Source organism: Pseudomonas sp. SIMBA_068, from assembly GCF_046534705.1.
Classification (GTDB): domain Bacteria; phylum Pseudomonadota; class Gammaproteobacteria; order Pseudomonadales; family Pseudomonadaceae; genus Aquipseudomonas; species Aquipseudomonas putida.
In genome coordinates this window covers 950,940-970,578 of record NZ_JAWRYI010000001.1, presented here as the reverse complement: position 1 = coordinate 970,578, position 19,639 = coordinate 950,940, and the positions used below count along the sequence as shown (strand labels likewise).

17 protein-coding genes and 1 pseudogene are annotated in these 19,639 nt (G+C 59.4%); 5 read left to right on the top strand and 13 right to left on the bottom strand.

Annotated features, from left to right (window positions below; translation table 11 throughout):
- The first annotated feature begins 8 nt into the window (after positions 1–8).
- From SB756_RS04495 to SB756_RS04475, 5 genes and pseudogenes are all read left to right on the top strand, one after another.
- A complete protein-coding gene (locus tag SB756_RS04495) occupies positions 9–1,379 on the top strand; it encodes a DUF1329 domain-containing protein (RefSeq protein WP_410910257.1) in 1,371 nt (456 codons plus the stop codon).
- 104 nt (positions 1,380–1,483) lie between these two features.
- A complete protein-coding gene (locus tag SB756_RS04490) occupies positions 1,484–2,536 on the top strand; it encodes a YCF48-related protein (RefSeq protein ID WP_410910256.1) in 1,053 nt (350 codons plus the stop codon).
- A gap of 76 nt (positions 2,537–2,612) precedes the next feature.
- A complete protein-coding gene (locus tag SB756_RS04485) occupies positions 2,613–5,093 on the top strand; it encodes an efflux RND transporter permease subunit (protein ID WP_410910255.1) in 2,481 nt (826 codons plus the stop codon).
- A gap of 117 nt (positions 5,094–5,210) precedes the next feature.
- A pseudogene (locus SB756_RS04480) lies at positions 5,211–6,410 on the top strand (hypothetical protein); the annotation flags it as partial.
- 141 nt (positions 6,411–6,551) lie between these two features.
- Entirely contained in the window at positions 6,552–7,265 is a 714-nt protein-coding gene (locus SB756_RS04475) for a methyl-accepting chemotaxis protein (protein WP_410910418.1), read from the top strand.
- Between the two features lie 55 nt (positions 7,266–7,320).
- On the opposite strand, the gene SB756_RS04470 is transcribed toward SB756_RS04475, so the two are convergent.
- The 13 genes from SB756_RS04470 to SB756_RS04410 form a co-directional block, all read right to left on the bottom strand.
- Positions 7,321–7,746: a carboxymuconolactone decarboxylase family protein gene (locus tag SB756_RS04470; RefSeq protein WP_341798534.1), complete on the bottom strand. Its 426-nt coding sequence runs from the start codon at positions 7,744–7,746 to the stop codon at positions 7,321–7,323.
- Positions 7,747–7,804: 58 nt separating this feature from the next.
- Positions 7,805–9,094, bottom strand: coding sequence for an MFS transporter (locus SB756_RS04465; protein ID WP_410910254.1), 1,290 nt, complete (start codon positions 9,092–9,094; stop codon positions 7,805–7,807).
- Positions 9,095–9,154: 60 nt separating this feature from the next.
- Positions 9,155–10,327: an NADH:flavin oxidoreductase gene (locus SB756_RS04460; RefSeq protein WP_341798532.1), complete on the bottom strand. Its 1,173-nt coding sequence runs from the start codon at positions 10,325–10,327 to the stop codon at positions 9,155–9,157.
- A 28-nt stretch (positions 10,328–10,355) separates the two neighbouring features.
- Positions 10,356–10,916, bottom strand: a complete 561-nt coding sequence (locus SB756_RS04455) for a nuclear transport factor 2 family protein (protein ID WP_410910253.1) — start codon at positions 10,914–10,916, stop codon at positions 10,356–10,358.
- A gap of 67 nt (positions 10,917–10,983) precedes the next feature.
- On the bottom strand, positions 10,984–11,769 hold the full coding sequence (locus SB756_RS04450; protein WP_410910252.1) for an SDR family NAD(P)-dependent oxidoreductase: 786 nt from the start codon (positions 11,767–11,769) through the stop codon (positions 10,984–10,986).
- A complete protein-coding gene (locus SB756_RS04445; protein ID WP_410910251.1) occupies positions 11,766–12,383 on the bottom strand; it encodes an SDR family oxidoreductase in 618 nt (205 codons plus the stop codon). The genes SB756_RS04450 and SB756_RS04445 overlap by 4 nt, the downstream gene beginning before the upstream one ends.
- 145 nt (positions 12,384–12,528) lie before the next feature.
- On the bottom strand, positions 12,529–13,650 hold the full coding sequence (locus SB756_RS04440; RefSeq protein WP_410910250.1) for an acyl-CoA dehydrogenase family protein: 1,122 nt from the start codon (positions 13,648–13,650) through the stop codon (positions 12,529–12,531).
- 10 nt (positions 13,651–13,660) lie between these two features.
- Positions 13,661–14,875, bottom strand: coding sequence for an acyl-CoA dehydrogenase family protein (locus tag SB756_RS04435; protein WP_410910249.1), 1,215 nt, complete (start codon positions 14,873–14,875; stop codon positions 13,661–13,663).
- A 56-nt stretch (positions 14,876–14,931) separates the two neighbouring features.
- Positions 14,932–16,473 (bottom strand): class I adenylate-forming enzyme family protein, encoded by a 1,542-nt coding sequence (locus tag SB756_RS04430; RefSeq protein WP_410910248.1) that lies wholly within the window; start codon positions 16,471–16,473, stop codon positions 14,932–14,934.
- 71 nt (positions 16,474–16,544) lie between these two features.
- The gene (locus SB756_RS04425; RefSeq protein ID WP_341798525.1) at positions 16,545–17,354 is read right to left on the bottom strand and encodes a 2-oxo acid dehydrogenase subunit E2; all 810 of its coding nucleotides are present in this window, start codon (positions 17,352–17,354) and stop codon (positions 16,545–16,547) included.
- Between the two features lie 22 nt (positions 17,355–17,376).
- The gene (locus tag SB756_RS04420) at positions 17,377–17,607 is read right to left on the bottom strand and encodes a lipoyl domain-containing protein (protein WP_341798524.1); all 231 of its coding nucleotides are present in this window, start codon (positions 17,605–17,607) and stop codon (positions 17,377–17,379) included.
- Positions 17,608–17,629: 22 nt separating this feature from the next.
- Positions 17,630–18,619 (bottom strand): alpha-ketoacid dehydrogenase subunit beta, encoded by a 990-nt coding sequence (locus tag SB756_RS04415; protein ID WP_341798523.1) that lies wholly within the window; start codon positions 18,617–18,619, stop codon positions 17,630–17,632.
- Positions 18,616–19,599: a thiamine pyrophosphate-dependent dehydrogenase E1 component subunit alpha gene (locus tag SB756_RS04410; protein WP_341798522.1), complete on the bottom strand. Its 984-nt coding sequence runs from the start codon at positions 19,597–19,599 to the stop codon at positions 18,616–18,618. Before SB756_RS04410 ends, SB756_RS04415 begins: the two co-directional genes overlap by 4 nt.
- Positions 19,600–19,639: the final 40 nt, after the last annotated feature.

The following is a 19,639-nucleotide window of genomic DNA, read 5'->3' as shown; positions in this document are numbered from 1 at the left end:
GTTCCAGCATGAAATTAACGACCCCAACGCTGGCTTTAGCCATCCTTTCAGCCAGTGCCGCTCATGCAGCCGTTTCGCCGCAGGAAGCCGCCGAGCTGGGTAAGTCGCTCACCCCGTGGGGGGCCGAGATCGCAGGCAACAAGGACGGCACCATTCCTGCCTACACTGGCGGCCTCCCCACTACAAGCAGACCAGCAGGTTTTCAGCCTGATAGCGGGCATTGGGTCAATCCATTCGCCAATGAAAAACCGCTGTACGTGATCACCGCGAAAAACGTCGATCAGTATGCCGACAAGCTGTCCGAAAGCACCAAAGCGCTGATCAAGCGCTTCCCGGATACCTACAAAGTGCCGGTTTACCCGACGCACCGGACCGCGAACTACCCAGACTGGATCAATCAGAACAGTATTGCCAATGCCACCCGCTGTAAGACCATCGAGGACGGCTTGGCCGTCGAGGGCTGCTTTGGTGGTGTTCCATTCCCCATCCCCAAAACAGGTCATGAGGTCGTCTGGAATGCTCAACTGCAATATAAAGGTGAATCCAACATTACCAAGGGTGAGGGTTGGTACGTCGATTCCAAGGGTAGCCGCGTACTGACAGGGGGCATCAACAACCGGGGCGACGCGCAGTACTACAACAAGGAGCTGGATGTCGACAAGTTCGCGTCTATCGGCACCTATCTGACCCAGCTGAACATCTACACGGCCCCCTCTCGAAACGTGGGTGAGGGCAACTTGCAGCGCTTCTACCTCAACCCGGTAGCGACGCCAAACCCAACGTGGGCTTACTCCCCAGGCCAACGTCGGGTGCGGCGCTCGCCGGACGCCGAGTATGACTTCCCGGTCTCCACATCGGGCGGCGCCATGCTCTACGACGAAATCTACGGCTTCTCGGGCAAGCAAGACCGGTACGATTTCAAGTATGTGGGCAAGAAAGAGATGATCATTCCCTATAACAACTACGACTGGGCGTCGACCTCGCCCGATGACCTTCTCCAGCCGAATCACCCAAACCCTGAGGCCACCCGCTGGGAACTGCACCGGGTACACGTGGTCGAGTTGACCCTGAAACCAGGCATGCGGCACGTCCAGCCCAAGCGTACCCTCTACTACGATGAGGACATCCTCGGCGCTGGCATGACGGATGCGTGGGATGCTTCAGGCAAATTGGCCAAGGGCGTCTACATGCCGGCTTATCAAATGTATGACAAACAGATCCCGCACACGTCGTCCACCTGGTTGTTCGACTTCGCCACTGGGGTTTACTACCACTCCAGCATCACCGGCGGGGCTCGCGGCGGCATCTTCCCGCAAGCCAAGATGCAACCTGTCCAGTTCTTCACGCCTGAATCGCTGGCCCGTCAATCGCAGCGTTGATGGATACGACAGCAGCAGGCTCGCCTGCTGCTGTCGTTCCGCTTTCATAGCGATGACCGGTGTTCCACGTTGCACCGGTGTTCTACAAGACTGGGAGAAGAATAATGAAAGCACTACTCAAGGTGCTGGCGTTGAGCGGAGGAATGTGTGCCTGCATAGCCCCCGCCCTAGCCTTCACCGACCCGCTCGATCAGCCCGCGATGATGTCGGACAGAGCTGTTCGCTCGGCGCTTTACGGGCTCGCGGGTAATGGTGGCAAGCAGTTGGTAGCAGTAGGCCCACGGGGCCATGTACTGCGCTCAATGGATGCCGGCGAGCACTTTACCCAAAGCAAAGTACCTCTAAGCAGCGACTTGACTGCGGTCTATTTTCCCACCGTTTCGCAGGGCTGGGCGGTGGGCCATGACGGCGTCGTCTTGCACAGCGAAGACGGCGGAAAAAGCTGGACACACCAATTGGATGGGCGGCAGATCGGCGAGCTCTCGACTCAATATTACGCGAGGGTGACTGGCAGCAGTGAAGCCCTGGATCGGGCCAAAGAGAACGCACAGACACTGCAGCAGAGCGGGCCCGTACGGCCACTGATGGATGTGTACTTCGATGACGAGAAAAACGGTTGGGCTATAGGCGCGTACAACCTGATTTTGCACACCAACGATGGCGGCAAACACTGGCAGCCATGGATGGACCGTACTGAGAACCCCGATGAATACTCGCTGCATGCCATCAAAAAGGTAGGCGACCACGTCTACATCGTTGGTGAATTGGGGCTACTCATGCGACTGGATCGGGACCAGCAGCGTTTCGTCAAGCTTGAGAGCCCTTACCCTGGCTCGTTCTTTGGCCTGACAGGCCGAGAGGGCTTGCTGGTGGTCTTCGGCCTACGCGGCAATGCATTCATCAGCCGTGACGACGGGAACTCCTGGATCAAATTGGATACCGGTAGCAGTGACGCGATCAACGCGGGCACCCAGCTGGCTGATGGCAGGTTCGTGCTGGCCACCGCTGGTGGAACCTTGTTGGTCAGCAGTGCAGACGGCAGTCGCATTGCCAGCAAATTATCGGCTGGTCGCATGCCTGTCTATGGGGTGACCCCTGCCAGTTCCGGACTCGTGGCAATCGGCCCTGATGGGGTACGGCTCGTCGCGCAACCCTGAACAACAATGAGTCGTGCGTCCTCTGGACAGCGCGAGCACCTGCTTCCCCATCGGAGAAACCGCGATGGCTATAAAGATGGACCAGGCCACGGACAAATATCCCGTGATCACGCATCGTCGAGATTTCGATGAGAAGACCGGTAACCGCGTCGAGCGACTTATTTTCAATTACCGCGCGGTGATCATACTGATCATTGCATTGGTATCTTTGATTCTGGGCTGGCAAGCAACACGCCTGGTCGTGAACGCCAATTTCGACCGGATGATCCCCACCTCACACCCCTACATTCAAAACTTCATCGACAACCGCAACGAACTGAGTGGTTTGGGCAACAGCCTGCGTATCGTGGTCGAAAATACCGACGGCGATATCTTCGACCCGGCCTATCTCCAGACCTTGCGGGAGGTCAACGATGAGGTGTTCCTGACGCCCGGCCTTGATCGGCCTTGGATGAAATCGCTATGGACCCCGATCCTGCGTTGGAACCAGGTAACCGAAGATGGCATGCGCGGCGGCCCGGTCATGCCCGACCATTTCGATGGCTCTGCGGAAAAGCTCGCTGAGTTACGCGAGAACCTGAATCGCTCTGGGGCTCCAGGACGGATAGTGGCGAATGATTACAAGTCTTCGATGATCACCGTGCCAGTACTGGACCGCTACGCCGACACTGGGTTGCCCATTGACTACAAAGCGTTGTCTCAAGCCCTTGAAGAGAACGTGCGCAGCAAGGAACGTGACGGTATCAAAATTCACATCGTTGGCTTCTCGAAGCTGGTGGGTGATCTGATCCAGGGCTTGGACAAAGTCCTGATGTTTTTCGGCATCTCTGCATTGATCGCCACCGTGTTCGTATATGGCTACACGCGTTGTCTGCGCAGTACCCTTATGCTGGTCGCCGTTTCAATATTGGGCGTGGTCTGGCTGTTGGGGCTCATGCATCTGACAGGTTACGAACTGGATCCTTATACGATACTGGTGCCCTTCCTCATTTTTGCCATCGGGTTGTCCCACGGTGCGCAGAAAATGAACGGCATCATGCAGGACATCGGGCGTGGGACTCACAAGTATGTGGCGGCGCGCTACACCTTCCGACGTTTGTTCATGGCGGGACTCACAGCTCTGTTGGCCAACGTTGTTGGTTTCGCGGTGCTGATGATTGTCGATATCCCGGTGATCAGGGATCTCGCGCTGACCACCAGCATCGGCGTCTCGGTACTGATTTTCACCAAGCTGATACTGATCCCTATCCTTCTTTCCTACACGGGTGTGGGCCAGCACGCTGCCGAGCGCTCGTTGCGCGAGCAGAGCGGCGATCACAGCCAACCCACCCGGATCTGGGCCTTCTTTGCAGCCTTTACCCAACGTAAGTGGGCATGGGGCGCGGTCATCGTCGCTGCCCTGCTTAGCACCGCCGCATTGTTCGTTCGCCACGACCTGCAAATCGGCGACCTGAGTGCTGGCGCCCCCGAACTGTGGCCAGAATCGCGTTACAACCGGGATGTCGCGTTCGTCACGGCGAACTACGGGTTGTCCAACGACCAGTTTGCGATCCTGGTGAAGACCCAACCTAACGTCTGTGACCATTTCAGCAACTTGCTCGAAGCAGATCGGCTGGGCTGGGAACTGAGCCATGTCCCGGGTGTGCAAGCCACTGAGTCCTTTGCCACGCTCACCAAGCGTGGCGTCGCGGGCACCTATGAAGGCTACTTCAAATGGAACAGCATCATCCGCGAGCCGCGGTCGCTGGGCTACGCGGCCTCGCAAGTGCTGGTCAACAATCCGGACGTGCTCAACCCTAAATGCTCGGTGTTCCCGGTCATGGCGTATCTGAGCGATCACAAGGCAAGTACCCTCAGCCGCGTGCTGGAACGCGCCGAAGCATTTGCCAAAGAGCACAACAGCGCCGAAGTGCAATTCCTGCCAGCTGCCGGGAGTGCGGGAATCGAGGCGGTGACCAACATTGTGGTGAAAGAGTCGTTCTACAAAATGCATGGGCTGCTCTATGTGGGTGTGATCCTGCTGTGCCTTATCACGTTCCGCAGCTGGCGTGCCGTGTTGGTCGCATTGATTCCTTTGTTGATCACCACGGTACTGTGCGAAGCACTCATGGTCTGGCTTGGTATTGGGGTCAAGGTAGCGACCCTTCCGGTGATCGCACTGGGGGTTGGCGTTGGGGTCGACTATGCGCTGTACCTGTTGTCGGTGCAGCTGCTGTTGCAGCGCCGTGGTGTCACCTTGTTCCAGGCTTACACCGCTTCCTTGCAGTTCACTGGGCGGGTCGTCGCGTTGGTCGGCATGACCATGGCCGCGGGCGTGATCACCTGGGCATGGTCACCGATCAAGTTCCAGGCGGACATGGGCATTCTCCTGGCGTTCATGTTCCTCTGGAACATGCTGGGCGCTCTGATTCTGATTCCGGCACTTTCGTACTTCCTGCTGCAAAGCCGTGAACAGCGTCAACAAGCACAGGCGGCCAGCCTGGAGGCGCCAGAAATTCGCTCAGAAGCGGCAGCCGAGCCAAGTCACAAAAAGGCCGCAACGGCCAGAACTGCTTAGGTATCCGCGTTACAGCAGCCTGCCCGCCCGGGCAGGCTGCTCCAGTCAAGACCTCTCTCGACACCCCTGGCCGCACTCACCTGCAACCGGTCCTGCACCCGTGCGACCGCACGTTGGATGTGCCCGCCCCTTACAACAACAAGAACCGATACCCAAACGGGAAAGGAAGCCGACATGCAATTCTTGCTGACCCCAGCGATCGTGTTAATGAACCGTTTGAGCTTCACCCTGAAGTCCAGCTTGATCTGCGCACTGCTGCTGCTGCCATTGCTGGCAGCCGAGTATTACCTGACCCGCGATATCTACGGGCAAATCACTACAACCCGTGTTGAACTGGATAGCCTGGGCACACTACGCACGGCATTGGATGTCAGTCGTGATCTTCAAACACTCGTCGATCTGTCTGAGTTGCTGCTGGTACATGGCACTACAGGCCGCGCCGCCGAGGCGATCAGGCAGGTTGAGGCCCTTGAAGCTGAGGCCCTACAACGTCTGGACGGCATACCCTGGGGCGAGGAAAGTGTTCTTGGCAAGAAGCGCGACGCACTCGTCGCAGGCCTGCGCGCTGCCAATCAAGAGGCACGCTGGTCAACCAAACTGGAAATCCGCCGCAAGCAATTGGCACATGCGTTGAACTTGAACAAGGCAATTGTTTCCGAAGCCGGTCTCTCACAAGATCGAAGCCGTGTGAACCGGCAATTGGTCGACCTGGTGACCAGCAGTACGCCGCGGGTCGTCGCAGCGCTGGGCACGACCCGTGGGCTCGGAGCCTTGGTTATGCTCGACCAGCAACTCGGATCAGCCAACGCCATACGGCTGGAACAAAACCTTATGACCCTGGGCGGCCTGGAAGACGAGTACCGCCAGACGCTTGCGGATCTGCACGATCCAGCGCTGGACCAACCAGGCGCGCAAAGCTTGCAAACGCTGGCTCAACAGCAGCGCCTGCTGGCCAATGAATTGCTGGTAGGCGATGAGCTCAAGGGTACGTGGCAGACTTTTTTCGTCCAGGTCAGTGAGGAGATGGCTAAAACCTACCAGCTGAACAGCGCAGTGATCGATCGAATTGGCGAAAACCTGCAACGCCGGGTCGACCGCCAGGTCGCCAATTTGCTGACCTTCGTAGCCCTGCAGGTGTTACTGCTATTGACGATCGCCTACCTGTTCGGGGGCTACTACCTATCCATTCGTTCATCACTGCGAGGGTTGGGTAAGCTGCTCGAGCAGGTCGCCAATGGCGATATGACGGCCGCCTACGTCCCGCCAAGCCGGGACGAGCTGGGTGAGCTCGGCCGCACGCTTGCTCGCGCCCTTGCCCGCATACGAGAGCTGATCGTTGGTGTCAGCGCCACCGCCGCACAGGTGGCACACAGCACCGCGCAGGTCGAAGTGCACTCTATTCAAGGCTTTCAGGCCATTTCGAATCAGCGTGACCAGATCGGCGTGCTGGCAACGGCCATGAGCCAGATGTCGTCGACCGCAGATTCAGTGGCGGGGAATGCAGCACTGGCCGTGGACAGCGCCCGGCAGGTCAATCAGCAGACCATCACCGGCCAGGCCCTGGTGGGCACGCAGGTAGGCGCGATCGCAGACCTTGGCGGGGAAATGGAAAGGTCGGTCACGGCCATCAACCAGCTTGCCCAAAACAGCCATGAGATAGGTCGCATCGTCGATGTCATCAACGGCATCGCACAACAGACCAACTTGCTCGCCTTGAATGCCGCCATCGAAGCGGCAAGAGCCGGCGAGCAAGGCAGGGGCTTTGCCGTGGTGGCCGACGAGGTTCGTACCCTGGCCAAGCGTACCCAGCAGTCCACTCGCGAAATCGAGGACATGATCGAAGCACTTGGGCAAGGGGTCAGCATCGCTGTCAGCACCATGAGCGCCAGCCATGAGAAGGCGAACCTGTGCAGGACTCAGTCGCAACGGGTGGAAAGCGCCTTTGGCAACATCCTGGCCTGCGCTGGCCGCATCCTTGAACAAAGCCTGCAAATCGCCGCTGCAGCCCAGCAGCAGCATGCGGTTGCCATGGAGATGGATTGCACTATCGTGGAAATCAACCGTGCCGGGGAGTGCACAGCCGCCGGTGCTGGTCACTCCGAGGAGGCGTCCCGACAACTGTCGATGTTGGTTTCACAGCTAAAGGTTGCCGTAGGCCGTTTCAGCGTGTAGGACGCTGAACACTGAAGGGGCGATCATGGCCGTGGCCGCCCCTTCTCATTGCGGGTTACAACAGTCCTGTCTCAGCAGCGGTTTGAGCCCCGCCGTCCATGCCACGCTCGCGCAGCACCTCAACCGCTACGGCCAACGCGCTGGAAACCGCCGGAAACCCAACATAGGGGACGGTTTGAATGATCACTTCTTGAATGTCATCGGCTGTCAGGCCGTTGGTGATGCCGAAGCGCAAATGATTGCGCAACTCCTCGGTCTGACGCAGAGCGATCAACGTGCTGATCACGACAACGCTACGCGTCTTCAGATCCAGCCCGGGGCGTGACCATACGGCGCCGAATGCGTGTTCCACGGCCATGCGTCCGACGTCAGCGGCGAAACGCCCTGAGTTGACGTTGGCCTCCATTGTTTTGGCAAATTCCGGGCCCATCATGCGGACCATCAGGTCGTAACCGGCTTTCCAGTTTTCATTGTCAGACATTGTCAAAGCTCCTGGTCGAATGCGAAGGCCGGCAGAAGATGCCGGCCCGGTTTGGCTGTCATTTCGAGGGCACCACGCTCGCGTCAGGTGAGCCCCGTGCAGCGATCGCGGCTGCGGATATCTGTTCACCCGTCGGGTACCGCCCCATACCGAGGTAACTGAGCGCCGCCAACACGAAACAGCCGGCTGCCACCATCAATGCCACGTTATAGTTGCCGAAGTAATCGTACGAAAGCCCAATCAGGGAGCCTTGCACAGCGATCATCACGGCGATGCAGAAAACACTGATGCCGTAAATCGAGGCGTAGGAGCGCATGCCAAAATATCGCGCGATCATGAACGCCACGACGTCGATCTCGGCTCCCTGGCCCAGGCCGAGCAACACCAACGCGATAACCGCCATCCAGGGTTCGAGCGATTCCGGTAGCAACAACAGGCAGCCTATCGCGGGGCCCAGGGTGAATAGGCAAGCCACCAGCGGTGCCCAGATCCGGTCGACCAGCGTCCCGGTCACAAAGGCGCCGATGAGCGCCGATACGCCGACCACCCCGATCAGTGCAGCGGCGCTAGCGGCCTCCAGCCCCTTCCCTACCAGTAACGGCTGGAACTGCGAGAGCAAGGCAACGATAGGGGCATAGTTCAATGCCGAGGCCAGGCACACCAGGATCACTTTGTGGTTCTTCAAAAGCCCCCATAGTGAAACCTCAGCTTTGCTACCCACAGGGGTGCAAGTGGGAGCTACGCTCGCGCCTCTTATCCATAACCAGGCCGTAGGTAAAGCGGTGAGCAAAATCAGTCCACCGAGGGCGACGAAGCCGGTGCGCCAACCATAGGTGGCGATAATGGCGAACACCGCCGGTGGTAACAAAGCGCCCGATAACGCCAGACCTGATCGAGTGATGGCCAGCGCCAGTCCCCGTGAGCGCTCGAAAGCGCCGGTGACCACCCGGGTGAAGGTCAAACCCGTGGTCGCTGCACCGCATACGCTGAGCAGCCCGTACAACAAGTAATAGAGCGGTAGCGGTCCGTGCATCAAAGCCAGTGAAAAATAGGCGCAGGCGGTCAGTATTACCCCCGCAAGCAACACCGGACGCACACCGACACGGTCCACCAGCCTGCCAAGCACCGGAGCGATAAGTGCGGCTGCGAGACTGGCGTTGTGCGCCAGTGCGATGTCTCCCCTGCTCCAGCCAAACGCTGCCTGCAGCGGCGCAACGAACAGGCTGGACACCGAAGGCCACACCGAAAGGCACACACCCGTGCCTAGCAATGCCGCCAGCCCTAAGCGCCAGTGCTCGCGCCATTCACGCATGGCTATACGCCATTGATCGTTGTCTTGGGCAGTCATGCTGCACCCTCTTGTTATTGGAATGAGGCGATGCACGTCAGGTGATCGCAGCGGGATGTGTCAGTTAAGTGCCGACAGCGCTTCATTGGAAAACGCATCGAAATCAAGGCCCAGGCGTGCCTTGCGTGCCCAGTGTGGGTCCTGCAGCAATGAGCGACCAACACCCACCAGGTCGAACTCACCGCGATCAAATCGCTTCATCAACGCAGGCAAGTTGTCACTGGCCTGCGCCCCGCCTTTCTTGTTGCTGTCATACATACCGTTGTTCAGGCCAACCCCACCCACTGTCATGGACAAGCAACCGGTCAGCTTCTTAGCCCAGCCGGCGAGGTTCAAAAGGCCATCTTCACCGCCTTGATCGGGGAATTCTGCGCGGTCGAAGAAGCGCACACTGGCGTCGAAGACGCTAACGCCCGCCTCGGCGATCGGTGTCAGCATCTGTTCCAATTCTGAGGGGTTGTAGGCCAGCTTGGCCTTGAAATCCTGCTGCTTCCACTGCGAGAACCGAAACACGATCGGCATTTCCGGGCCCACAGCGCTGCGTATGGCACGCACCACCTCAGCGGCAAAGCGGCTGCGTTCGCGATGGTTGCCACCCCAGCTATCGCGCCGCTGGTTGGTGATCGACCAGAAGAAGTTATCGATCAGGTAGCCATGACCACCATGTATGGCGATACCATCGAAACCGCAGTCACGGGCGTGGGCAGCACTGCGTGCGTAGGCCTGGATGACGTCGGCGATATCCCGTTCAGTCATGGGCTCGGTAGGCACCAGTTGGCTCTGTACATAGCTATCCGGGGATGAGGTCAGCCCTCCCTGCGGTCCCCAGATGCCCGATGGCCGCATGGAGGCGACCTCTGGGTGTGGGCCTGTGCCCTGACGGCGCATGACCCCCTGGTGCCAGAGTTGCGGGAAGACCACACCACCGACCTCATGGACCTGTTGTACCACTCGGCGCCAGGCGGCTAGCGCGCTTTCACCGTACAAGTGAGGCAAATCCGATTCGCCGATCCCGGCCTCACCCAAAGCTGCGGGGTGATCGATCCCGACGGCCTCGGTGATGATCAACCCGGTCTCACCTTCAGCACGTCGCCGGTAATATCCGGCTACCCTCTCGCCAGGTACACCCCCAGGGCTGAAGTTACGGGTCATCGGCGACATGACGATGCGATTTTTCAGCTGAAGCGAGCCGATGCGCAGGGGGTCGAACAGTGGAGCCAGTAGCGAGTCCATGGAGTAACACCTCAAATAGCGTGACAGATCATCGGCGAGGCGCATTGCTGCCAGAGCCGGACCAGAAACCTTCCCAGGTGGGAAAACTCGAGGGCAGGCGCGGTTGGTGGCGCTCGGTCGTGTATTTGCCCGGCCAGTTCTGCCACTGGGGATTGCCAGGGCGTTGCAACCAGTCGGTGGAGTACCAGTGGCGCTCATCGCGTCGAACGAAAAACCATTGCCCATCCCGGCGCTGGTAGTGGTCGAAATAACAGATGGCCATGACCACCCAGTGCTCGCCGTCCTCATGCTCCGCCCGGCAATACACGGTGCCGGTGGCATGGTCCGCATCCTGAAAATCAATGGTCTGCCCGCAGATCTGGTGAACGCAGCGATGGAACGCCTTGAGAATCGGCTCGGAGCCGTAGAACGCGGCGAGCGCCTCACGCCCCTTGCCCCAGCGGCCGCAATCGACATCGTCCACGAACAGGCCAACCAGGCCGTCAAGATCGCGGGAGTCTACGGCCAAGGCATAGCGTGCAGGTAACTGGCCTATGGCTAGGTGCGCTTCCACCCGCTCCAGACGCTGCAGCAATGGATCCTGACTCATGCCGACCATGCAGCACCGGTCACGATGGCAACTTTGCCTGTCAGTCGATTCATCTTCGTTCTCCGTTTCAAACCGCGGTATAAAGCCCGCCATCGACCTGGATGATCTGGCCCGTGATGTACCCCATGCCTTCGCCACACAGCCCAACCACCGCCCTGCCGATATCGTCACGTTCATGGCCCATGCGACCGAGGGGAAAGTTGGCGATGTACGCATCGCGCAGTGTTGGGTTGCTGTCGAAGAACGCTGCCGATGCCGCCGTAAGCGCTGAAGGCGAGATAGCATTGACTGTGATGCCCTGCGGCCCCCACTCGCGTGCCAGGGCCTTGGTCAAGCCACGAATACCCCCCTTGATCGCTGCGTAGGCAGGGTTCAGGGCGGCGCCGTGGAGGCCGAATGTCGAACACAGCAGAATCATGCGGCCGGCGCCGCTGGCGCTTAACGCTTCATGGGCCGTAAGCGCGCAATGATGTGCCCCCACAAGGTCAACAGCGACCTGGGCGTCCCAATCGTCGTCTGCAAAGTCCTGCAGTTGCTTAGGATGGCCGGAGGCGCCGTGGGTGGCATTGTGGACGAGAATATCGAGCCCAGCGAAACGCTCCAAGGCGGCATTGACCGCACGTTGCATGTCCAGCAGGCACGTGACGTCTGCCTCAATCGCCAGCGCTTGCCCCCCTTCGGCGCGTATCAGCTGCGCGGTCTCCTCGCCGGTAGTACCCCGCCGCGCTGCCACGACTACCTGCGCACCCGCAGCGGCCAGCTCCAGAGCGATACCCCGCCCGATACCGCCGCCCGCTCCGGTGACCAGGGCAGTTTGCCCCGCGAGGCTGTTGCTCGGCATTGTCTTTTTCATGGGACCATCCATACGCCACCGTCCACGGGGATCGATGCACCGGTCACGGCACGAGCGCCGACCAGCATCGCGATTGTTTGCACGACCCCCGTCTCGATCCCCGGGACGAACCCGAGCGCAGGCGGTGGTGGGCCCATTTCCGGACTCAGCGGCAGGGCCGCGCCCACCAGTTGCCCCGCGAATACAGTGGGATCGAGCCCAAGCCAATTGAGCCGGATACCTTGCCCTCCCCACTGACGCGCTGCCGACTTCATCATTGCGCGCTGCGCCTCGCTCAATGCAGACAGGGCAGCAAACCCGCCCGCCCCCGTGAGTGAAAGGTTAGGGCCAATCAGCACAACACTTGCCGAGCCAGGGGCCAAAGCCCGCCATACTGCTTGCAAGCAATGACGGCTGGTTCGCAGCGGGGCCAACAACGCCGAACTCCACTGTTCAGGCGATAGCGCCACCACAGGCTGGGCATCGCGGCTCTGCGCATTACCCACAGCCAAGACAACCGCGTCGATGCCCCCCAATGCCAACTTGGCCCGAGCGACTGCGGCTTCGACAGCCGCAAGGTCAGTGAAGTCCTGGTCGGCGTCCAGTACCCTGCAGGCCGCTCCTTGATCACGCATGGCTTGCGCCAAGCCGCGTAAACCCGGGCATCCGGGAATCGCCAGCAGAACCTTGGTGGCGCTCAGTAGCGACGTGTTCCGTCCTGCCTTACTCATGGCTAGCCCGTCCTCATTCGAGTGAAAGGGTGGGTGACTACACGACCGTTCAGTACCCCTTGGCGAAGCGCGCCAAATGGTAATCCGTGTCACCGAAGCGCTTTTCCAGCAGCGTCATGAAACGGAAATAGTGGCCAACCGGATACTCCTCGGTCATGCCAATACCACCATGCAGTTGCACGCCTTGGGCGCAAACAAACCGCCCAGCCTTGCCAGTCGCGGCCTTCGCCGCCGAGACTGCTCGGCGGCGTTCATTGGCGGGCTTGTCGAGGTACGCCATGCCGCGGAACAGGATGGAACGTGCGTGTTGCGCTTCTACGAACATTTCAGCCATACGATGCTGCAAGGCCTGGAACTTGCCGATAGGCTGGCCGAACTGGTTACGGGTCTTGATGTACTCGGCCGTCATGTCCATGACCCCGTGCATCACGCCAAGGCTCTGCGCGACCACGGCCAACGCCGAACGGTCGTAGGCTTCCTCAAGGATCGGCTGGCTGCGCGAAGGTTCGATGAGCAAGGCCGCCGCAGCCAGCTCAACCCGGTTGAACCGAACATCGGCGGCCCGCGTACCATCTACCAGCGCATATTCGATGACCTCAACGCCGGGGGCCTTGCGGTCAACGATGAATACGGCCGGGTGCTGATAGTCATCCAGGCGTGCAGTGACCAGGAGCTTGTCGGCAGAGGGCGCATCGAAGACCAGTGTCTTCAAGCCATCAAGCTGATAACCATCGCCGGCACGACGCGCTACGGTATCGTCGACGCACCCCAACGTGAAGCGCGACCCCGACTCGCTGTCTGCAAACGCAAGCAACATACGTCCCTCGACCAGGGCTGGCAGCAAATCCTTGCGGTGGTAATCGCTACCCGAGCGGTCAACGATGCGCGCGCACAACATCACACTGCTGATGAAAGGCTCCAGCACCATGCCCCGGCCAAACGATTCGAGTACTACTGCAGCCTCGACGAATGAGCAGTCCAGCCCGCCAACATCCTCTGGCAGTGTCAATGCAAGCCAGCCAAGTTCTGCAAAAGTTTGCCAATGTTCACGGCTGAAGCCTTCACCAGCAGTCGCCTGGTGCCGCCGCTGCTCAAAACCGTAATCCTCGCGGATATAACGCTCTACACCATCGCGCAGCATCAACTGCTCTTCGGAAAGATTGAAATCCATGTGAAAACCCTCAGAGTCCGAAAGCCAGTTTGGCGATGATGTTCTTCTGTACTTCACGTGCCCCGCCGTAAATGGTCGCGGCGCGCTGGAAGAAGTACATGTTGGTACGTCCCAGCATGTGGCCCGGCCAGACTTCATCTGCAGCCTCAGGTGCGTCCTGTTCCAGCATGTCGTGCGTGAAGAAGCGCAGAGCGCGAGGCCCCATGGCATCGACCTGCAGCTCTGTTACGCGCTGCTGCAGTTCTGAACCTCGTACTTTCAATGTCGAGACAACAGCATCGAGGTTATCGCGCAGCTCTTCCTTGGCGAGAATGCGCAGTACCGACCATTCGAGCGCCAGAATGTCGCATTCGATTTCCGCCACCTTGCGGGCGAACGCCGGGGTATCGAGCAGCGGTATACCGTCAATCATTTCCGATCTAGCGATGGCCTTGGCCTTTTCCAGCTCCCGCTTGTTGAAGTAGATGAATGCGCTGGAAGTCCGCTCCTTCTCGAGAAGGTATTTCGCATAGGTCCACCCCATGCCTGGCTCACCGACCAACTGCTCCTTCGGCACCCGGACGTTTTCCAGAAAAACCTCCGTCAGACCATGCCCACCGTCGATGGAAATGATCGGGCGCACGGTAATACCAGGTGTTTTCATGTCGATGAGCAGAAACGAAATGCCCCGCTGCGGCTTGACGGTCGAATCAGTACGAACCAGGAAGAAGCCCCAGTCGGCAATCGTCGCATCGCTGGTCCAGATTTTCTGGCCATTGACCACGTAGTGCGTCCCGCTTTCGTCAAGTTCGGCACGGGTTTTCAGGCTGGCCAAATCCGAGCCTGCGTTCGGTTCGGAGAAGCCTTGGCACCAGAACACCTCGCCTGCCAGCAGAGGAGGCAGGAAGGTTTGCTGCTGCCACGCGTTGCCGAACGCAATCACCACGGGGGCCATCATGTGGGTGCCTTGCCAGCCGTAGTCCAGGCCATTGGCGTTGAGCATCTCCTCAAGGAAAATGTGCTTGCGAATGGGTGACCAATCGGTACCACCATGGGCCTCTGGCCAGTGCGGCGCGCCCCAGCCCCTTGCGTGAAGGGTTTTCTGCCATTGGCGCAGAACATCGCGGGGCGGAGGGTGTGCACCCACGTAGCCGAAGTGTGCTACTTCGGGGCTTACGCTTTCTTGAAAAAACTGCCGGACTTCCTGACGGAAGCGCTCATCCTCGGGGCTGAATTCGAAATTCATACTGCAGTCTCTCATTGTCGATGGAGGGTAGGTCTGGGCGGCAGCATGATCTTCACCTAACCATGGCTAGCTTGAGCGCGTTGACGCAGAGCCACCTTGTTGATCTTCCCGGTGGCGATCCGCGGTAGCTCGCTGACGAACTCGATGGCCTTGGGGCACTTGTATCCTGCAAGGACCGACTTGCAGTGGCCGATCAGTTCGGCCTCGCTGAGGTGTGCTCCCGCAGTGGGTACGATGAAGGCTTTCACCGCCTCCCCCCATTTGCTGTCCGGGATCCCAATGACTGCGGACTCAACGACGTGGGGGTGCAACTCAAGCGCGACTTCAACTTCCCGGCTGTAGATGTTTTCACCGCCGGAAATGATCATGTCTTTCTTGCGATCGACCAGGAAAAGGTAGCCATCGGCATCCTGGTAGCCCATGTCACCGGTGTGGTACCAGCCGTCGCGCAGGGCTTCCATGGTGGCTACCGAATTGTTCCAGTAGCAGGTCAGTTGGGTATCGGAGCGCAGCAACACCTCACCAGGCACACCCTGGTCACAGTCCCGGCCTTCGTCATCGACGATGCGCAGGTCGAACCCGGGGCCAGGGATACCCACCGATTCCAGACGTCTGATCTGGTCGGCGCTGCCATACGGGTCTACCTCATGACGTGGTAACGCACAGGCATTGCTTTCAGTCATCCCGTACTGGACTGAGAAAATCGGGCCGAGTTTGTCGATGGCACGTTTCAACAGCGGGACTGGAATAGGCGCTGCAGCCGTGACCACATGATCAAGGGACTTGAGGCAGAACTGGTCTATCTGCGGGTGGTCAAGGAATGACTGCAGCATGGCGGCGACCATGAACGTGAATGAAACCCGTTCATCCTCGATAGCACGCATTGCCGCGAGGGGATCGAAGCCCGCTTGCACCACCGTTGAACCACCCATCCACGCTGCGGAGTTGACGAAGCCAATGCCACCAATGTGAAAGGCCGGGGTGGTCTGCAATACCCTCGTCGCACCGCTGAAACCTGTGACCAATGCACAACTTTCTGCCGTTCTGCACATGGCGTGGTGGGTTCGGACTACCCCCTTCGGCGTGCCGGTGGTGCCGCTTGTGTACATCAGGTAGGCGAAATCTTCGGGCTGCGAACGGATGGGAGGCCCCGCCTCGTCCCCGTCGCCAACAGCTTGCTCGAACGGTGTAGCCCACTGCGGGGTTACGCCAATGCAAATAAAGTGTTCGATCGAGGGCAGTTCGCCACGCAGCTGGTCGACCAGCGCCGTGTACTGCGCTTCGAACACCAGCACCTTGGGCGAGGCATCCTGCAGAATGTAATGAACTTCCCGCGCCGCAAGGCGGAAATTCACCGTTGCCGCGATATATCCCGCCCACTCACAGGCACGGTAGGTTTCAAAATATTCAACACAGTTGGTCGACAGAATCGCCACGCGGTCCTGTCGGCGCAAGCCCGCTCGATAGAGATGGGATGAAAGCCGACGCGCACGCTCGGCTAATTCAAAATTGCTCACCCGGCGCGAGGCGCTGGTGAAAGCATTGCCAGCAGGAAAATAGCGAGCGTTGCGCTCTGTCATCTCACCAAGAGTCTTCATCGATATTCCGTCATTCTTATCAGGCTGTTGTAGAACGGATTACGTTTATGCAGGGTACAAACAGTGTGCGCTCAGCCCTCCAGGGCGGCAGGGTCTGCCAGCAACTCGGCCAGCCTGGCAGTAAAACGTGCGGCATCGGCCCCGTTGATTACCCGGTGGTCATAGCTCAATGACAACGGCAACGTTTGGCGCCATTCAATGGCGTCGCCAGCACCGCGACGGGGTTTGTCCTGTGTTCGCGTGACGCCAAGAATGGCCACCTCCGGCGCGTTGACTATCGGCGTGAACGCCGTGCCGCCGAAGCTTCCCAACGAGCTGATGGTGAAGCAACCGCCGGTCATTTCGGTCATGGCCAGGCCTTTGTCCCGCGCCTTGGAAGAAATGGCCTGTAGCTCGGCAGCCAGCTCATGAATGGTCTTGCGGTCGCAATCCCGGAGCACGGGTACCAGCAGACCAAACTTGGTATCAACCGCCACACCGATGTGGAAATACTTCTTCAGCACCAGGTTCTTGCCACTGCCGTCCAGTGATGCATTGAACTGTGGCAAGCTCTGCAGCGCGCCGACAACGGCCTTTATCAGGTAGGGCAGCAGGGTAAGCCTGGTAGTGGCCCCGGCCTCGTTGAGGGCCTTGCGGCGGACGTCGAGCTCGGTGATGTCAGCATCGTCATGGTGCGTGACATGGGGAATCATCACCCAGTTGCGCGCCATGTACTTGCCCGTCAACGCTTGCACACGACTGAGCGGCCGCGTCTCGATCTCGCCAAATTCGCCAAAATCGACCTGTGGCCAAGCCGGCAGATCGCTCCCGAACTTTAGCGGTTCAGCTAGAGCGGCTTGGGTGTTACTGGGCTGTTTGGCCGCTGGGCTCTCGACACTCATTAGCTTCTCCCTACCTGACGTTTCAGACGATCTCGGCCAACACCGTACCAACCTCGTAGGTTTCACCGGCCTCAGCAATGATCTTCAAGGTGCCACTCGCAGGCGCCTCAACCTCCTGGATCGACTTGTCGCTTTCCAGGGCATAGATGATCTGCCCCTCCTCGACGGTGGCGCCGTCTGCAACCAGCCACTCGGACAACGTACCTTCATTCATTGAAAAGCCCAGTTTGGGCAGCAGGATCTGGGTGCTCATGGCTGTTTCCTTGGGTTGAATTTCACTTGAGCGTTGCGCGGACAGCCGCTTCAATCTGCTCGAGGCTGGGAACATGTGCGTCTTCAAGCGGCTTGGAGAAAGGCACAGGCGCGTAGTTGGACCCTACGCGCTGAACGGGGGCCTTGAGCTGCCCGTAAAGCGATTCGTAGATCAGCGCAGCGATTTCAGCCCCGACCCCGAATGGCTTGACCGCCTCATGGACGATCACCGCACGGCCGGTTTTGGCTACCGAAGCGAGGAAGGTGCCGGTGTCCAACGGCGAAATAGTGCGCAAGTCGATCACTTCGGCCGAGACACCCTCAGCCGCCAGCTTCTCTGCCACCGCACAGCAGTCCAGAACGCGGCGGCTATAGCTGATCAGCGTGACGTCGGTACCTTCGCGCAGGACATTGGCCTTGCCCAACGGGATCTTCTTTCCACGTTCAGGCGCAGGGCCGGGTGCCCAGTAGGTCGGCATGTTTTCAATGAACAGTACGGGGTCGTCGTCCTCGATCGCCGAAAGCATCAAGCCATACGCGTCCGCAGGGCTGGAGGGGGCTACCACCTTGATACCGGCGGTATGGGCAAACCAGGCCTCCAGGTAATCGGCATGCTGCCCACCGGTACCGAAACCCGCACCGGTCATGGTGCGGATGACCATGGGTACGTGGGTTTGGCCGCCTGACATGAAGCGCAGCTTCGCGGCATGGTTGATGATCATGTCCATGGCCACGGTGGTGAAGTTCATCAACATGATTTCTGCCACCGGGCGCATGCCGACAATGGCCGCACCGATAGCCGCACCAATGATCGCCTGTTCGGCGATCGGTGTGGAGCGAACCCGTGAATCGCCGTACTTGCTGGACAGGCCGCGGGTTACGCCGACGATACCGCCCTCCTCCTTGTCACCCACGTCCTCACCTAGCACGATGACGTTGACATCGGCCGCCATGGCATCATCTATTGCCTGGTTGATCGCTTGAATGCTGTTGATCTTGGCTGGCTGGTTCATACAGTGACCTCATCCTTGTAGATGTCGCGCTGGAGTTCCGCGAGATCCGGGTAGGGGCTGTTCAAGGTAAACTCGACGGCCTCGTCGATTTCACGCTCGATGTCGGCTTCCATACTGGCCAGGTAGTCTTCGCTGGCAAGGCCAGTTGCGATGAGCCAGCTACGCAGCAGAGGCACCGGGTCCTTTGCCATCCAGGCATCTTTTTCGCCCTTGTCCATGTAGCCGTCGGCGTCACCGAACACATGACCATGGAACCGGAACGTCTTGGCTTCGATCAGAGACGGCCCTTGGCCGTCCCGCGCGCGATCGACTGCTTCGCGGGCTGCGCGATAAGTGGCCACCGGGTCGTTGCCATCTACCGTGATGCCGGGCATCGAATAAGCCGCTGCGCGCTGTGCAATATTTGCCACGGAGGTGCCGTAGGCATACTTGGTGTGCTCGGCGTAACCGTTGTTCTGGCACACGAAGATCACTGGCAACTTCCACACCGACGCCATGTTCAGCGCTTCGTGGAAGGCGCCAATGTTGCTCGCACCGTCACCAAAATAAGCCACACTGACGCGCTTCTCACCGCGAATCTGCGCGGCGAGGGCCAGGCCGTTGGCAATGGGCATCGAGCTGCCGACGATACCGGTGGTTACCATCACGCCCGTGGCCGGGTGGGTGACATGCATAGGGCCGCCTTTGCCCTTGCAGGTGCCGGTTGCACGGCCTCCAAACTCGGCCCAGAGGTCCTTGAGCGGAATACCTTTGGCGATCATGTCATGCACGCCGCGGTAAATGGTGCAGATGTAATCTTCGTCGTTCAGGCATGCCGAGACTGCCGAGGGAATCACTTCCTGCCCGCGCGGCGAGTAATACGGCATGACCAGCTTGCCGGACTTCAACACCGCACGAAAACGGTCGTCATTCTGTTTGATCCGCGTCATGCGCCGGTAGATGCCGACCAGGATCTCGCCTTCTGGAATTGAGGCTGTCATTTCAATGCTCTCCATTCGAACCGAATCACAAGGCTGAGTA

Coding starts and splice junctions, on each gene's coding strand:
- SB756_RS04495 (WP_410910257.1), top strand. CDS start 9: ATGAAATTAACGACCCCAACGCTGGCTTTAGCCATCCTTTCAGCCAGT.
- SB756_RS04490 (WP_410910256.1), top strand. CDS start 1,484: ATGAAAGCACTACTCAAGGTGCTGGCGTTGAGCGGAGGAATGTGTGCC.
- SB756_RS04485 (WP_410910255.1), top strand. CDS start 2,613: ATGGACCAGGCCACGGACAAATATCCCGTGATCACGCATCGTCGAGAT.
- SB756_RS04475 (WP_410910418.1), top strand. CDS start 6,552: ATGAGCCAGATGTCGTCGACCGCAGATTCAGTGGCGGGGAATGCAGCA.
- SB756_RS04470 (WP_341798534.1), bottom strand. CDS start 7,746: ATGTCTGACAATGAAAACTGGAAAGCCGGTTACGACCTGATGGTCCGC.
- SB756_RS04465 (WP_410910254.1), bottom strand. CDS start 9,094: ATGACTGCCCAAGACAACGATCAATGGCGTATAGCCATGCGTGAATGG.
- SB756_RS04460 (WP_341798532.1), bottom strand. CDS start 10,327: ATGGACTCGCTACTGGCTCCACTGTTCGACCCCCTGCGCATCGGCTCG.
- SB756_RS04455 (WP_410910253.1), bottom strand. CDS start 10,916: ATGAGTCAGGATCCATTGCTGCAGCGTCTGGAGCGGGTGGAAGCGCAC.
- SB756_RS04450 (WP_410910252.1), bottom strand. CDS start 11,769: ATGAAAAAGACAATGCCGAGCAACAGCCTCGCGGGGCAAACTGCCCTG.
- SB756_RS04445 (WP_410910251.1), bottom strand. CDS start 12,383: ATGCGTGATCAAGGAGCGGCCTGCAGGGTACTGGACGCCGACCAGGAC.
- SB756_RS04440 (WP_410910250.1), bottom strand. CDS start 13,650: ATGGATTTCAATCTTTCCGAAGAGCAGTTGATGCTGCGCGATGGTGTA.
- SB756_RS04435 (WP_410910249.1), bottom strand. CDS start 14,875: ATGAATTTCGAATTCAGCCCCGAGGATGAGCGCTTCCGTCAGGAAGTC.
- SB756_RS04430 (WP_410910248.1), bottom strand. CDS start 16,473: ATGAAGACTCTTGGTGAGATGACAGAGCGCAACGCTCGCTATTTTCCT.
- SB756_RS04425 (WP_341798525.1), bottom strand. CDS start 17,354: ATGAGTGTCGAGAGCCCAGCGGCCAAACAGCCCAGTAACACCCAAGCC.
- SB756_RS04420 (WP_341798524.1), bottom strand. CDS start 17,607: ATGAGCACCCAGATCCTGCTGCCCAAACTGGGCTTTTCAATGAATGAA.
- SB756_RS04415 (WP_341798523.1), bottom strand. CDS start 18,619: ATGAACCAGCCAGCCAAGATCAACAGCATTCAAGCGATCAACCAGGCA.
- SB756_RS04410 (WP_341798522.1), bottom strand. CDS start 19,599: ATGACAGCCTCAATTCCAGAAGGCGAGATCCTGGTCGGCATCTACCGG.